The organism is Martinezella sp. CNPSo 3957 (assembly GCF_057784395.1).
The window spans coordinates 201722-216035 of record NZ_JBXSOU010000010.1 but is presented as its reverse complement, the minus strand read 5'-3'; the positions used below and the strand labels follow the sequence as shown (position 1 = coordinate 216035).

The following is a 14314-nucleotide window of genomic DNA, read 5'->3' as shown; positions in this document are numbered from 1 at the left end:
TATAGATCTCGCCGTCGATGGCGGTTGGGCCCAGGTCTGAGCCAACGTCAACACAGGATCGGAGAAGCATTATGAGCTACTCAATCATTGGCTTCGGCAATATCGGCCGAGCTCTGGCCAAAGCCTTTTCCCGCAAGGGCATCGAAGTATCTGTTGCAACTACGCGCGACCCGGAGAGCTTTGCAGCTGATGCGGCCGCGATCGGGCCTAAGGTCATGGCCAAAACACTGGCGGAAGCCGTCAAGGCGGACATCATCTTCTTGGCAGTCCGTTTCGAACAGCATCCAGATGTCGCGAAAGCGCTTCCCACCTGGCAGGGGAAGACGATCGTCGATGTGACCAATGCCTACGGCGTGCCCCCTGAGCAACTGGGTGGACAGCCGTCATCCAAATTCGTCGCGCAAGCCTTTCCTGATGGAAGACTGGTCAAGGGATTCAATCATCTGGCTGCCGCCGTCCTTGACCAAGATCCAGCTGTGCACGACGGCAGGAGAGTCGTATTCCTGGCGAGCGACGATGACGGCGCCGCAGACGAGATTGGCGCGCTTGCGGAAAGGCTCGGTTTCGCGCCGATCAAGCTTGGTGGACTTTCGGAGGGTGGACTGCTTGTGCACGCGCGCGGAAATAGCTGGGGTCAACTGATCTTTAAGGACTTAGTCAAGTTCGAGTGATGGACACAACAGCCGAGAAATGGAGACATATCCATGGATATTGAGAGGAACATTCAGACAGTGAAGGACTTCTTCGCCGCGATCGGTCGCGGCGACAAGGAGGCTCTGCTGGCGCTGGTCGCGGAAGATATAGAGTGGATCATTCCGGGCAAGGACTGGCCACTGGCCGGCACCTACCGCGGACACACGGGGCTGGCAGAGTTGTTGGAGACCGCATCCAAGACGATGGAAACCTCCACGGAACCCCGAGAATTCGTGGCTCAAGGAGACAGGGTACTCGTCGTCGGCTACGCCAGCGGGAAGGTCAAAGCCACGAACAAGTCGTTCGAGGATGATTGGATCTTCGCCATTACGGTCCGGGACGGCAGACTGAACGACATCCGGGAATATGTCGATACGCAAGCCCTGGCGCAAGCTGCGCAGATGGACGGATCCGGGCTAGCGTAAGCGTTGGCCGAGTACCGCCATCGGCTCAGGGTGGCCGGTGGATCATTTATTGAGTCGCACCCCCACGGGCCGCGCCCATCGAAACTTATCTGAAGGAGATACCTATGTACGACCAATCCAAGCTATCCGAGTTAGTCCGTTTCGTACGCATCGATGCGGGCTCTATTGTGATCGACGTCTATCCGGGCGCCGGCGACTGGACGCGGCTGTTCTCCGACACTGTGGGACCCGACGGTCGGGTCTTCAGTTTCGTGCCGGCCGAAGTCGCCCATTTTAAGAACGATCCGGTCGGCCTCATGCGGACGCTCGCACAAGAGCCAGGGCGAGAGAACGTCGAGGCGGTCTCAGCGGACCTCGTCGCGATGCCGGAGGTCACACAGCCAGCGAATGTCCTGTGGCTACACCTCTTCTACCACGATCTCCACACCGCGCTGATGCAGGCCAAGGGCGCCACGCCGGCCGACTTCAATCGAGCTGTCTACGAGCGGCTAAAGCCCGGTGGGTTCTACGTCATAGTCGATCACGCGGCCGCCGCCGGAGCCGGCACAGGTGACGCACAGTCATTGCATCGCATCGAGCCTGCCTCCGTGCGCGAGGAGGTGGAAGCTGCCGGCTTCATCCTGGATGCGGAAAGCACCCTGCTCGCGAACAGGAACGATCCACACGCGAGCAAGGTTTTCGATCCCTTGATCAAGGGCGAGACCGATCGCTTCGCATATCGGTTCGTGAAGCCCTGACAAAGGTCGGCGCCAACCTTAAGTCGACTTCCCAACGATGCCCGGATACCGCTCAACTGCGCCAGTGTGCATTAACGCCAGCTTCGGAACTTGCTGGAGAGCCTGCAAATGTCAAGCTTGATGGCGCAAAGCAGTCATCCCGCGCTTGGCTGCAACGCCACTTTTTAAAGACCACTACCCCCAAGTCAACAAAGTCGGATCCGGTGATGTGAAGGGATCAGAACGCGTGACGCCCGACCCGGGCGGGTTAATTGCCTGATTGAACGAACTTTCTTGGGATAAGGTTCTATTACGGAACTTTCTTGCTTTTCTACAGGAGTTCGGCTCCGCCATCACGTCAAATGCCTCCGATCCGACGGTGCCTACTCCCGCTCATGACGAGACACAGCGTGCTACGCCTTCCGATGCGTGGATCATTCTAAGCTCGCGGGCGACCAGCTTTTGAAGCCTCCATAGGTTGAGGTCCCGAATTCCCCAAGCCTCCAGATGTTTCACCGTCAAATAGAGATATTCCGCACAGGAGCCTCTGGCGCCGCAAGCACGTGCGAGGATACCAGCCACGGTCTCCAATGGCAGCTTGGAAGTTACATAGCTTCCCTTTGGATCGGCCCAGAAGACCAATGCCCGCACTGGACCTTGATCGGTCTGCGCCCGTACCCAGCGAATGGTGGCCGCGGCTTCAGGGGTTCCGATTTCACGACGAAGCATACGCTTGATCTGACCCAAGCGATCGCTGTCATCCAATCTGAAAGCGATCGCCTTGCAATATCCGCCCCGCTTCAATGCGAGCATGAGCCCCGGCTGTGTCAGCGATCCCCGCCAACGTGTCATTCGAAGGCAGAAGGAGCGATGCCATCCTTTGACGGCTGCCACACGCGCTTCGACGGCGTCGAAATCAGGCTTCCAGATCAACGAGCCATAAGCGAAAACCCAAAGCGCATCGCCCTGCGACTCCTGATGGAGCCGCTCGGCTAGTTCGTCCAGTTCAGCATCCGTGATCGGTATGCGCTGCGGGTCCGGTCCCGGGTCGATCTCATTTCGCAAACTCAGAGCGACGAGCTCATCCGTCAGATCCATCTGGGATTGATCGATTACGGCTGTGATGCCACCGTCAATCATCTCTCATCCACCTCCGCGGCTGGCAATCCACCATTCATCCCACCGCCGCCAAGCCGGATGAGACTGCTTCCAATGACGGGCCGGCCAGACCGAGATTGGAACGCAGCGTTTCTCCCTGGTACTCCGTACGATAGACGCCCCGCTCCTGCAGGAGCGGGACGACTTTCTCGACGAATTCATCGAAGCCGCCGGGCGTCAAATGAGGCGCAAAGACAAATCCATCGGCCGCGTCGGCCTGTACATGCCGATCGATCTCGTCCGCGATGCTCTCCGGGGTTCCGACGAAATGCTGGCGCGCGGTGACGCGAATGGCCAATTGGCGAATGCTCAACCGATCGCGATCGGCAATCTCACGCCAGAGGCGCGCTGTCTCCAATCGGCTTTTGATATCCTGATTGTTTGCGCGTCCCTGGGCCAGGCGCGAGTCGGAGACGTCGGGCTCGATCTCGGGCAATGGCCCATCCGGATCGTAGTTCGACAAGTCGCGGTTCCAGACCTGTTCGAGAAATACGATGGCATTCTTCGGACTGACCTGCTGCAGGCGGATCGCGTTCAGCTTCTCCTCGGCATCGTCCTTGGTATCACCGATGACGAAATGAGCGCCGGGGAGAATCTTGAGGGCGTCGGGACTGCGGCCATATTTCGCCAACCGTTTTTTCACATCCGCATAGAAAGCCTGACCCGCCTCGATCGAGCCGTGACGGGAGTAAATGAGGTCAGCGTGGCTGGCGGCCAGCTCTCTGCCTTCATCCGAATCTCCGGCCTGTGCGATCATCGGGGTGCCTTGCGGCAAGGGCGCCAGTTGCGACCGTCCGGCGATATCGAAATACTTGGAGTGGACCGAAAACGCGCCGCCACTCCATATCGCCCGTGCCGCGTCGATGAATTCGCGAGCACGCTCGTAGCGCTCGCCATGCGGCAGGTGATCGCCGCGGCGGAAGTTCGCGCCGGTAAAGGCGCCCGGCGAGGTGACGACGTTCCAACCGGCGCGGCCACCGGATAATAGATCGAGCGTCGCCAATTGGCGCGCCAGCGGGTAAGGCTCGTTGAACGTGGTCGTCAGTGTGCCGATCAGGCCGACATGTTCCGTAATGGACGCAAGAGCCGTCAGGATCGCCAGCGTATTGGGCCGGCCAGCCACGTCCAGCTCGTGGAAACGACCCTTCTGCTCGCGGATGCGCAACCCCTCGGCCAGAAAGATGAAATCGAATTTGCCGCGCTCCACGGTCTCGGCGAAATGCCGGAATGACGAAAATTCGATCTGGCTTCCTGCCGCCGGATCGCTCCAGACGGTAAAATTGTTGACGCCTGGAAACTGGGCGCCGAGAATGACCTGCTTCTTCGCCATGGACTTCGCTCCTTTAAAACTCAAGCCGCCACTGTGAACCGATTGGTCGCCGCCGGCAGGGCAAACCGATCTCTCAGTGAACCATCTACGGGTGGGCGGACGAGAAGAGCCGCTCTCAAGGCGGGTAGAAGCTCGTCGCTGAGATAGGCCACCTGTTGCGTGGGATCGCTAAGCAATAGGCGAATACCGCTAACGCCCGTTCGGGCCAGCCCGGCGATTTGCGTCGCCAGATCGGTGGTTGATTGCCGCACGGCTTCGAGGGCGATGTCGGCAACAAAGACTATGGCCTTGCTGGCGGCGGAGCTGCGGATTTTCTCCACCGCGTCGCCGATACTTGCTGCATCCGAGCGCAGGAAGACAACGTCAGCCGCAGCGGCGATGAGGGGATCTTCGTCCTTACGGTAGGTCACGGCGGTAACAGGCTGGCCTTGCGGCGGCCGAGGTGTAATGGAGGGGCCGAGAATATTAAATTCCGCCCCTTCGAAATTGACGTAATGCAGCTTGGAGCCATCGAGAAAGCGCTGGCTCTCCTGGTCGCGGATGATCGCTCCATCTTCCCAGCTATCCCATAGACGCTTGATGGCCTCGATCGCATCCAGGCTGTCCCGCTCTAAAGCGGGGACTTGCGCTGGCGGAAAGCCATTAAGCTCGCCGAGTGTTCGTCTCGCCTGTGCCGTCTGTACCTCACCATATCGCTGCACAAGCAGTCCTGCCCTTCCCTCGCTCACGAAGTCGAGGGTCGCGATTGCGGTCGAGACGTGAAATGGTTCCAGGAAATTGACCGGTGCACCGGCAATGATGCCGATATTGCGGCTGCGCGGCGCAAGCCAGTTGGCAAGCAGTACAGCATCGAGACCGTCTCCCTCGGCGCGGGCAAATCCATCCTCGAGCGTTACATAGTCAACGACATCATCTATCCGCGCGAGGAGTGCCTGCCAATGATCGCGCTGGAGTTCACGCTTCCTGACCGAGCGTGTGGCGATATCGAACCCGATGCCGACAGTCAGGCCGTTTGCATTGGTGGTCATATAAGCTCCTGTCTGGTCATGATTTAAAGTCGGGTCGCGTTCCGGCGCTTCGCTTCAGATGGTTGGGTCGGTCTTATCTCTGTTTTTGGAGACCTCAGGCCGCGGAGGCTTGGTATGCCGCCAGCCGTTCGGTGATCTTCTGCTCCTGCCCAGCCTTCAGCGCCGTCACGCGCGCTGTGGCTTCCTCAAACGAGGCGGCCGGCGGGTAGATCGGCGTCGAACCGACCTTACCCGCCTTCGCGCCGATCAGCTTTTCAAACGGCAGGGAGCGATAATAGAGAGGGTCGACCGCCGCATCGAAAAGCGGGCGGTAGCCTAGCGAAACATAGAGCGCGACCGCCTCCGGCTGGCGGAAGCCTGTCGACAGATAAGCGCGCGTATAGCCAAGTTCGGCAGCGCTTTCCTCCAGCGCGATCACTATTTTGCGGGCAAGCCCCTGACGGCGCAGCGCCGGATGTGTCCATATGCGTTTCAACTCGGCCGTCTCGTCATCGTGGCTCATGAAGGCACCACCGGCGATCGTTTCACCGTCGCGTTGCAGCAGGAGAAAATCGCCGAGCGGCGGGGAAAACAACGCGATGGGATAGCGCAGGATTTCGCTGCGCGCGCCACCGGGACGGCTGGCAGCGCCATACCGGCCATCATATTCGCTGACAAGCCCTTCAATCAGCGGCTGAGCCGCCGGCTCCAGGAGAGAGGAACGGACAATGATATCGGTCACGGGAACGCCTCCAAATAATGGCCTGAAGGCTGCTGGAGGTCACCTGCGATCGGATCATCCCGACCTGCCGCTCTCTCAATGCCGCTCAGTGCTTCACGCTTTTAAGATGCATGATTGCTGGAGCGCTTCGCACGGCATGATCTTTCATTGTGCAGCCGACGATTGAAACATCGTTGCTCGATTCCATAGTCTATTAAAAATATAGATTATAACAAATAATGTGATCGCCCACTGCCAAGAGGACATATGTCTTACGCCCTGAGTTTTCTCGACAAGAGTCCGATTGATGGGTCCGAGCGTGCATCGCAAGCATTGAGCCGCAGCCTTGCTCTTGCCAGGCGAGCCGAAGAGCTGGGCTATCGACGCTTCTGGGTTGCCGAGCATCACAACTCCCCTAAGCTTGCAAGCTCCTCGCCCGAGGTATTGATCGGCCATCTGCTGGCACATACGCAGCGCATCCGGATAGGCTCCGGCGGAGTGATGCTGCAGCATTACAGCGCCTATAAGGTTGCTGAGAACTTCAATCTGCTGGCGGCGCTAGCGCCCGGCCGGGTCGATCTCGGAGTCGGCAAGGCGCCAGGCGGTCTTCCGCTTTCGACCGGCGCGCTTCAGAAAGCATATGATCCCGCCCGCAAACCGTCGTTCGAAGATCAGCTGGCCGAACTGGATGGTTTCCTGCGCCATGAACAGGACGCTGAAGACAAGACCGAGCACCTTGCCGCCTTTCCAGTGCCCGACGAGCCGCCCGGCCGCTTCCTGCTCGGCGCGAGCCCGGATAGTGCAAGATTGGCGGCTCGGCTGGGTTGGGGTTTCGTCTATGCGGGCCACATCCACGGTGACGACGAAGCAATCTCGCAGTCGCTATCGGCCTATCGGCAGGCAGGCGGCAAGACCGCATTGCTCGCCGTTAGCGTCGTAACAGCGCAAACGGCCTCGCTCGCAAACAGTCTCCTAGGCGACACACGTCGTTTCCACCTGCAAATCAAGGATGGACAAAGCGTCAACGTCGGCAGCCGCGAGCAGGCGCTGGAATATGTTCGCCAGGCACGCGCCACGGACTATCGGATCGAAGAGAGAAGCCCGCGCGTCATTCGCGGAACGCCGGGCGACGTCCATCTGGAGCTGCAGCGTCTGCACAAGGGATTCGGCATCGAAGAATTTGTGATCGACTGCCCAGTTTCCGAAGCTGCGCACCGGCTTGGCACCATCGAACTGCTGGCCGGCGCGCGCAAAGCCGCTGCTGCCTGATTGGAAGCCGGTCCAAATGACATGGGCCAAAATGACATGGGAAAGAACTACGTGGTAACCAGAAGAGATTTCCTGAAGAGTTCAGCGATTGCTGCTCTGTCTCTGTCCACCGGACTACAAGCGACCGAAACGCTGGCGGATGACAAGCCGGCGCGCGGCGGGTCACTGATCTGGGGCGTCGAGACAGAACCGACCACACTCAATCCGCATCTGAACGGGCAGGCCAAGGCGAAGCTTATTCTGCGTAACGCCTATGAATGTCTTCTCGCCCGCTCTCCGGATGGCGGCTATGTGCCATGGTTGGCGAAAGGCTATGCGGTATCCGAGGACGGCAGGACCTATACATTCAACCTCCGCGATGACGTGATCTTCAGCGATGGAGAGAAATTCGACGCCGCAGCCGTCGTCACGAACTTCCTGAAACTGAAGGAGCCGATCTATTCCGGCAGCATCAGTGCCGGTCACGTCTCCCACATTTCCGAGGCGACCGCGCTCGATCCTCATACGGTCGTACTCAAGCTCAACGATGTTTATGCGCCTTTCCTCGATGGCGCGACCAGCATCGAGATCCTCTCGCCTAAATCATTCTCCTCTTCGCAATTGAAGGCAGGTGGGCGCGAAATCGCAGGCACCGGCCCTTTCATCCTTGATCGCTATGTCAAAGGCCAGGAAATCCGTTTCGTCCGGAACGCCAGCTATAAGTGGGCTCCGGCCAATGCCGGTCATCAAGGCCCGGCCTATCTCGATGAAGTGGTCTATCGCTTCCTGCCGGAATCTGCGGTCCGCACCGGCGCACTTACTTCGGGCCAGGTGCACGTTATCGAAGGCATTTCCGGCAATGACGCAGCACTTTTCCGCGACGATCCCGATTTCACCTATCAAAGCGCGCTGAATACCGGCACGCCCTACACGCTCTACCTGAATGTCACCAACACCCCGACGAACGACGTCAAGATACGCAAGGCCTTTCTTGCGGCGATCGACGTCGAGCGCATCATTCAGTCCGTCTACCGTGGTGAACGCAAACGCGCGTGGGGTGTTCTGACGCCGGCCGACACGGATTTCTACGACAAAAGCATCGAGGGCAGCTACCGCTTCGACATCGATCTCGCCAACAAATTGCTCGATGAGGCCGGCTGGACGAGCAGGGACGGCGACGGCATCCGGACGAAGGACGGTAAACGGCTGACGATCGAGATTGTCCAGTCGCAGGCGACCTTGCGCGATCAGCGCGACGTTCTTCTCGAGGCTGTCCAGGCACAGGCCAGACAGAATGCCGGCATCGATGTCGCCTTGCGTTATGTCGACGCCGGGACCTACGCGAACAGGCAGAATGACGGCCAATACGGCATCATCCCAAATTCAACCACGACGCAGGAAAACGGCCTCACCCTCTATTTTCATTATCTGCCGCGCGAGAAGGGTGGATCGATCAATTACAGCCGCACGGTGGCGCCTGAAATATCCGCCTGGCTTGCCGAGGCCGCCTCTACGCTCGACGTCAAGACGCGCTTCGGGATCTATTCGGCGCTGCAGCGTTTCGCACTCCGCGAACAAGCGCTCGGCCTGCCGCTCTATGTTCCCGAAGATCAGATTGCAGCAACGGCTGCGGTCAAGGGAGTGGGATTCCGCGCCTTCAAGCGCCTTCCCGAAAACGCCTACGACATCTGGCTCGATCAACCAGCCTGAGCCGCGGCTGTTCCTCTCAAAAAGATTATTTCAAGGAGATACTCGGAATGCTTATGCGCAGACATTTTCTCGGCCTGACGGCAGCCATGCTTGTGACGGGCGCGCTGCCGAGCCTTGGCATGGCTGGGGACGGCGCGCCGATCAGCGGCGGCAAGCTGACATGGGGCGTCGAGACGGAGCCGGCCACGCTCAATCCGCAGCTCAACGGGCAGGACAAGACCAAGCTGCTGCTGCGCAACGCCTATGAGTCGCTGCTGGCGCGCACTGCAGACGGTGGCTACGTTCCATGGCTTGCGACCGAATATAAGATCTCCGACGACGGCAAAACTTACACGTTCAAGCTTCGTGACGATGTGAGCTTCACCGATGGTCAAAAGCTCGATGCCCAAGCTGTCATCACCAATTTCAGCAAGCTCAAGGACGCGGCCTATAGCGGCAGCGTGAGCGCCGGGCCGATCTCGCGTATCGTCGAAGCGAAGGCGCTGGACGACCACACCGTTTCCTTCACCTTGAACCAGGTCTATGCGCCCTTTCTCGATTATGCCGCAAGCCTGGAGATCCTTTCGCCTGCCGCCTTCAATTCGACGCAGCTGAAATCCGGTGGGCCGGAGATTGCGGGAACGGGTCCTTTCGTCCTGAAGCGCTATGCCAAGGGACAGGACATTCAGTTCGTCAAGAATCCGGCCTATAACTGGGCACCCAAGACATCAGCTCATAATGGCCCGGCCTATCTGGATGAGGTGACATACCGCTTCCTGTCCGAATCCTCGGTCCGGACTGGTGCGCTCTCCTCCGGCCAGGTCGACGTAATCGAAGGAATCGCCGGCAACGATGCCAGCCTTTTCAAGGGCAACTCGGACTTCAGCTACCAGACGGCCCTCAATACCGGCACGCCCTATTCATTGTTCCTCAATGTCACCTGGGGACCGACCCAGGACCTCAAGGTGCGCAAGGCTCTGATCTCAGCGATCGACGTCGATGCAGTGCTGAAAGCCGTCTATCGCGGAGAACGCACGCGCGCATGGGGCATCACATCGCCGATCGATCCGCAATTCTACGACAAGAGCATCGAGGCGGCATATAAACCCGATCCCAGGGCCGCGAATGCGCTTCTTGACGAAGCTGGCTGGACCGCGCGGGACGCCGACGGCTTCAGGACGAAAGACGGCAAGCGGCTGACCATCGAGGTCATCCAGGCTCAGGCGACGGTGCGCGATCAGCGTGACGTCCTGCTGCAGGCCCTGCAGGCACAAGCACGCCAGAATGCCGGCATCGATCTCAAGATCATCTTCGTAGACGCAGGCACTTATACCGATCGGCGCAAGACCGGCCAGTTCGGCTCGATCGCCAATTCCAACACACCGACCGATGCGATCGACATAGAATATCATTACCTGCCGCTGGATAAGGGCGGCAGCATCAACTACAGCCGCGCCTTTGCGCCGGAGCTGTCACAGTGGCTGAACGAGGCCGCTTCAACGCTGGACCAGAAGAAACGCTTCGATCTCTATTCGAAGCTGCAGCGTTTCGCCATTCTCGATCAGGCCTATGCCCTGCCGCTCTACGAGCCCGAGGACCAGGTGGCGGCTGCAAGCTATGTGAAGGGCATCAGCTTCCGGCCCTTCAAGCAATTGCCGGAGAGCGCCTACGATATTTGGCGCAGCGAGTGAACCGTACCGTCAACACATCCCCGGCAACGCAAGTGGTCGGGGACGGTGGAGGAGTGACCGAGCATGACCGCTGACAACACGACGGCTTTCGAGCAGAGCCCTTCGGCCTGGATTTCACGCAGGCGCCGGCTGAGGCGCAACAGCCTCACATCGCAGATTCTGGTGCGGATTGGATCGGCCATCGTGGTCCTGTGGGCCGCGGTGACGCTAAGCTTCATCAGCATTCATCTGGCGCCGGGCGATATTGTCAGCCTGTTGATCGGTGAGCAATTGCGAACGCCGGAGGTAGAAGCGGCGATCCGCCTCGAATGGGGATTGGATAAGCCGTTGCTGTCGCAATATCTGACCTATCTCCTGCGGGTTCTGCACGGCGATTTCGGACGGTCCTATATCCTGCAGACGGATGTTTCCGGCCTCGTCTTATCGCAGATGCTGCCGACATTGAAGCTTACTGCGGCTGCCCTTGTCGTCGCCGTGGTCTTTGCCGTTGCCAGCGCCCTGCTGACGGCCGGCCGGCGACTGCCGCGCAGCATCGCAGGCAGTCTCGAGCTTATTCTCATCTCGACGCCGTCCTTCTGGCTCGGCATCGTGCTCTTGTTCATATTTTCCTTCACCTTGAAGATCTTTCCGGTGGCCGGTGACCGGACATTTTCGGCGCTGGTCCTGCCGGCCCTGTCGCTTGGCCTTTCGCTCGGCGCGGTCATCGGACAGGTGCTGCGCCAAGGGCTCGAGCGGGCCTTGGAAGAACCCTTCATGCTGACGGTCAAGAGCTGGGGCGCCAATGACTTCGTCCTGAGGCTGCGTCACGGCCTGCGGCACGCCGCACTTCCCGCCGTGACCCTTGCCGGTTGGCTCGTCGGCAATCTCCTGTCCGGCGCTGTCATCACCGAAGCAGTGTTTGGCAGGCCCGGGCTTGGGCGGATTACAGTCGACGCCGTGCTGGCGCACGACCTGCCCGTGGTGCTCGCCGTCGCCATCCTGTCGGCCTTCATCTACGTCATCCTCAGCACGCTGGTCGACGTGCTGTATCTTCTGCTCGATCCCCGCCTGCGCAATCAGAATGCGGAGGCGGGCCATTGAGCGTCTCCTCGTCTTCCGAACAGGAAACCGATCCGCGCCGACAGCGACTTTATTGGCGCGTCGCAACTCCAGGGCTTACCCTTTCGGCGATTTTCCTGCTGCTGGTGGCGATCGCAACCATCTGGCCGCAAGTTCTGACCGCTGCCAATCCGATCGCCGCCGATCCCTTGCAGGCACAGCTGCCGCCGTCGACGCAACACTGGTTCGGCACGGATCATCTCGGCAGAGATGTCTTCTCGCGGGTTGTTTACGGCGCGCGTTACTCCATCCTCATCGGTGTCAGCGCCGTGGCCATCGCCGCGATCGTCGGAGCCTTTCTTGGGCTTCTGTCGGGCCTTGCCCGCGGTCTCGTCGATGAGGCCATCTCGCGCTTTCTGGACGTGATTTCGTCGTTCCCGGACCTGCTTTTGGCTCTCGTGCTGATCTCCTTTATAGGACCCGGCACGATCAACCTCATCTTCGCGCTCGGCCTTGCCTCCGTGCCGCGCTTTGCAAGGGTCGTGCGCGCGCAGACCTTCGTGATCGCCAAAAGCGGTTATGTGGAGCAGGCAAGAACATTCGGGCTGAGACGCAGCGTGCTGGTGGCTCGTCATATCCTGCCGCATGCGCTCGCCCAGGTGCCCATCCTGGCGACGATTGGCCTCGGGACTACAATCATACAGGCCGCGGGCCTCAGTTTTCTCGGCATGGGTCCGCAGCCGCCCGCCCCTGAATGGGGAGCAATGCTGGCGGAGGCACGCAATTATCTTCGCGTGGCCTGGTGGATCGGCGTCTGGCCAGGTCTCGCCATCACGCTGACGGTCATCTCCATAAGCGTGCTTGGAAGACGTTGGCAACTTGCATTTGAAGGCAGGAGGCCATCGTGACCCCGGTACTCGACATCCGCAATCTGACGATCGGCTTTCCTCGGGACGGCCGCGGCAACGGGGTGGTCCACGGCATCGATCTGAGGATCGACAAGGGCGAAGCCGTCGCGCTTGTCGGAGAATCCGGCTCCGGCAAATCGGTGACGGCGCGCTCGATCATCGGTCTTGCCGGCCCGGACGCTGTTGTCGGCGCCGACCGTTTCGATATCGACGGAAACGATGTTCGCGACTTCGATGAAAGGCGATGGCAGCGCCTTCGCGGCGAAAAAATCGGCTTCGTTCTCCAGGATGCCCTTATCTCCCTCGACCCGCTGAGACGGATTTCGCAGCAACTGTCCGACGCCTTCGGCGGGCGCAGTCTCTTTCGCCGGCCCGATCGGCGCGAAGACAGCCGCCTGCTGCTGCAGTCCGTCGGCATCCCCGATCCGGATCGGCGCCTTCCGCAATACCCGCACCAACTTTCAGGCGGCTTGCGCCAGCGCACTCTCATCGCCACTGCAATAGCACGCGGGCCGTCACTGCTGATCGCCGACGAGCCGACGACGGCACTGGATGCGACGGTTCAAAAGCAGATCCTCGACCTGCTCCTCGAACGACGTAAGGCCGGCCATACGCTTCTCCTGATCAGTCATGATCTTGCCGTCGTCTCCCATCTTGCCGATCGCGTACTCGTCATGAACGACGGCCGGATTGTCGAAGAGGGTTCGACAGAACAGATACTGAAGACCCCTCGCCATCCCTATACACGGCAATTGCTGGATGCCGTGCCTTCGGCCGCCTCCAAGGGCTTCCGGCTATCCCCGGCATCCGTTAAGCAAGCGGAGAGCGAGCAGGTGCAAGCTGCCCCCAGGCCAAATGCATGGCAACGCGTCCCCTTGCCTGCAAAGGCAATCGATCGCCACAACCACATTCTGTCAGCCCGCAATCTCGTCAAACGCTATGGCGGATCGGGCGGCATCTTCGCCGTCAACGACGTCTCCTTCGACCTCGCAGCCGGGGAAGCCCTCGGCATCGTCGGCGAATCCGGTTCCGGCAAGACGACGGTCGCGAAAATCGTTCTCGGCCTCGTCGAACCGGATCACGGATCGGTTCGTCTTGACGGCGGCGGCTGGAGCAATGTCACGGAGGCCGCGCGCCGCTCCAGGCGCTCCAGCATGCAGCTCATTGCGCAGGATGCGCTCAGTTCCTTCGATCCCCGCTATACGGTCGAGAAGATCATCGGCGAAAGCCTCGATAGTGCCGGCATCTTCGGCGCAGCGCGCCGCGAACGCGTGCTTGAGGTGCTCGACGCGGTTCGGCTGAGCGAGGCGTTCCTGAAGCGCTATCCACGCGAGCTTTCCGGCGGCCAGCGTCAGCGCGTCGCGATCGCGCGCGCCTTTGCGCCGCGCCCGCGTCTTCTCGTGGCCGACGAGCCGGTCAGTGCGCTCGACGTATCGGTGCAGGCGCAAGTGCTCGATCTCCTGGCCGAACTTCAAGCGGCATCCGGAACGTCGCTCCTCTTCATCTCCCACGATCTCGGCGTCGTCCATCACCTGACGGACCGTGTTCTCGTGATGAAGGAGGGACGCATCGTTGAAGCGGGCGCAGTGGAGGATGTCTTCACCAGGCCACATCACAGCTACACGCGCACGCTCCTCGAGGCGGTTCCGGCCCTGCCCTGAAAAACGCAATTCACACACCGGCGCAGACC

The 14314-nt window shown here is 60.1% G+C and carries 13 protein-coding genes; 9 read left to right on the top strand and 4 right to left on the bottom strand.

Annotated features, from left to right (window positions below; all coding sequences use genetic code 11):
* The first annotated feature begins 71 nt into the window (after positions 1–71).
* The 3 genes from AC13QE_RS22870 to AC13QE_RS22860 all read left to right on the top strand — a co-directional run bounded on the left by AC13QE_RS22870 (position 72) and on the right by AC13QE_RS22860 (position 1855).
* Positions 72–671: an NADPH-dependent F420 reductase gene (locus AC13QE_RS22870; RefSeq protein ID WP_488485382.1), complete on the top strand. Its 600-nt coding sequence runs from the start codon at positions 72–74 to the stop codon at positions 669–671.
* 33 nt (positions 672–704) lie between these two features.
* The gene (locus AC13QE_RS22865) at positions 705–1118 is read left to right on the top strand and encodes a nuclear transport factor 2 family protein (protein ID WP_488485381.1); all 414 of its coding nucleotides are present in this window, start codon (positions 705–707) and stop codon (positions 1116–1118) included.
* A 104-nt stretch (positions 1119–1222) separates the two neighbouring features.
* A complete protein-coding gene (locus tag AC13QE_RS22860; RefSeq protein WP_488485380.1) occupies positions 1223–1855 on the top strand; it encodes a class I SAM-dependent methyltransferase in 633 nt (210 codons plus the stop codon).
* 372 nt (positions 1856–2227) lie between these two features.
* On the opposite strand, the gene AC13QE_RS22855 is transcribed toward AC13QE_RS22860, so the two are convergent.
* From AC13QE_RS22855 to AC13QE_RS22840, 4 genes are all read right to left on the bottom strand, one after another.
* Positions 2228–2974 (bottom strand): gamma-glutamylcyclotransferase, encoded by a 747-nt coding sequence (locus AC13QE_RS22855; protein ID WP_488485379.1) that lies wholly within the window; start codon positions 2972–2974, stop codon positions 2228–2230.
* 34 nt (positions 2975–3008) lie between these two features.
* Positions 3009–4322, bottom strand: a complete 1314-nt coding sequence (locus tag AC13QE_RS22850) for an LLM class flavin-dependent oxidoreductase (protein WP_488485378.1) — start codon at positions 4320–4322, stop codon at positions 3009–3011.
* A 20-nt stretch (positions 4323–4342) separates the two neighbouring features.
* Positions 4343–5350 carry an LLM class flavin-dependent oxidoreductase gene (locus tag AC13QE_RS22845; protein WP_488485377.1) on the bottom strand — a complete coding sequence of 336 codons (1008 nt, stop codon included), beginning with the start codon at positions 5348–5350 and terminating at the stop codon, positions 4343–4345.
* A gap of 94 nt (positions 5351–5444) precedes the next feature.
* Positions 5445–6071 carry a GNAT family N-acetyltransferase gene (locus tag AC13QE_RS22840; RefSeq protein WP_488485376.1) on the bottom strand — a complete coding sequence of 209 codons (627 nt, stop codon included), beginning with the start codon at positions 6069–6071 and terminating at the stop codon, positions 5445–5447.
* Between the two features lie 246 nt (positions 6072–6317).
* Between AC13QE_RS22840 and AC13QE_RS22835 the strand changes: the two genes are divergently transcribed.
* From AC13QE_RS22835 to AC13QE_RS22810, 6 genes are all read left to right on the top strand, one after another.
* Positions 6318–7319, top strand: coding sequence for an LLM class flavin-dependent oxidoreductase (locus tag AC13QE_RS22835; protein ID WP_488485375.1), 1002 nt, complete (start codon positions 6318–6320; stop codon positions 7317–7319).
* A 36-nt stretch (positions 7320–7355) separates the two neighbouring features.
* Entirely contained in the window at positions 7356–9008 is a 1653-nt protein-coding gene (locus AC13QE_RS22830) for an ABC transporter substrate-binding protein (protein WP_488485374.1), read from the top strand.
* A gap of 47 nt (positions 9009–9055) precedes the next feature.
* Positions 9056–10678, top strand: a complete 1623-nt coding sequence (locus tag AC13QE_RS22825) for an ABC transporter substrate-binding protein (RefSeq protein ID WP_488485373.1) — start codon at positions 9056–9058, stop codon at positions 10676–10678.
* A gap of 63 nt (positions 10679–10741) precedes the next feature.
* The gene (locus tag AC13QE_RS22820; RefSeq protein ID WP_488485372.1) at positions 10742–11758 is read left to right on the top strand and encodes an ABC transporter permease; all 1017 of its coding nucleotides are present in this window, start codon (positions 10742–10744) and stop codon (positions 11756–11758) included.
* The gene (locus AC13QE_RS22815; protein WP_488485371.1) at positions 11755–12624 is read left to right on the top strand and encodes an ABC transporter permease; all 870 of its coding nucleotides are present in this window, start codon (positions 11755–11757) and stop codon (positions 12622–12624) included. The genes AC13QE_RS22820 and AC13QE_RS22815 overlap by 4 nt, the downstream gene beginning before the upstream one ends.
* Positions 12618–14285 (top strand): dipeptide ABC transporter ATP-binding protein, encoded by a 1668-nt coding sequence (locus AC13QE_RS22810; RefSeq protein WP_488485394.1) that lies wholly within the window; start codon positions 12618–12620, stop codon positions 14283–14285. Before AC13QE_RS22815 ends, AC13QE_RS22810 begins: the two co-directional genes overlap by 7 nt.
* The last annotated feature ends 29 nt before the right edge of the window (positions 14286–14314 follow it).

Coding starts and splice junctions, on each gene's coding strand:
- AC13QE_RS22870 (WP_488485382.1), top strand. CDS start 72: ATGAGCTACTCAATCATTGGCTTCGGCAATATCGGCCGAGCTCTGGCC.
- AC13QE_RS22865 (WP_488485381.1), top strand. CDS start 705: ATGGATATTGAGAGGAACATTCAGACAGTGAAGGACTTCTTCGCCGCG.
- AC13QE_RS22860 (WP_488485380.1), top strand. CDS start 1,223: ATGTACGACCAATCCAAGCTATCCGAGTTAGTCCGTTTCGTACGCATC.
- AC13QE_RS22855 (WP_488485379.1), bottom strand. CDS start 2,974: ATGATTGACGGTGGCATCACAGCCGTAATCGATCAATCCCAGATGGAT.
- AC13QE_RS22850 (WP_488485378.1), bottom strand. CDS start 4,322: ATGGCGAAGAAGCAGGTCATTCTCGGCGCCCAGTTTCCAGGCGTCAAC.
- AC13QE_RS22845 (WP_488485377.1), bottom strand. CDS start 5,350: ATGACCACCAATGCAAACGGCCTGACTGTCGGCATCGGGTTCGATATC.
- AC13QE_RS22835 (WP_488485375.1), top strand. CDS start 6,318: ATGTCTTACGCCCTGAGTTTTCTCGACAAGAGTCCGATTGATGGGTCC.
- AC13QE_RS22830 (WP_488485374.1), top strand. CDS start 7,356: ATGGGAAAGAACTACGTGGTAACCAGAAGAGATTTCCTGAAGAGTTCA.
- AC13QE_RS22825 (WP_488485373.1), top strand. CDS start 9,056: ATGCTTATGCGCAGACATTTTCTCGGCCTGACGGCAGCCATGCTTGTG.
- AC13QE_RS22820 (WP_488485372.1), top strand. CDS start 10,742: ATGACCGCTGACAACACGACGGCTTTCGAGCAGAGCCCTTCGGCCTGG.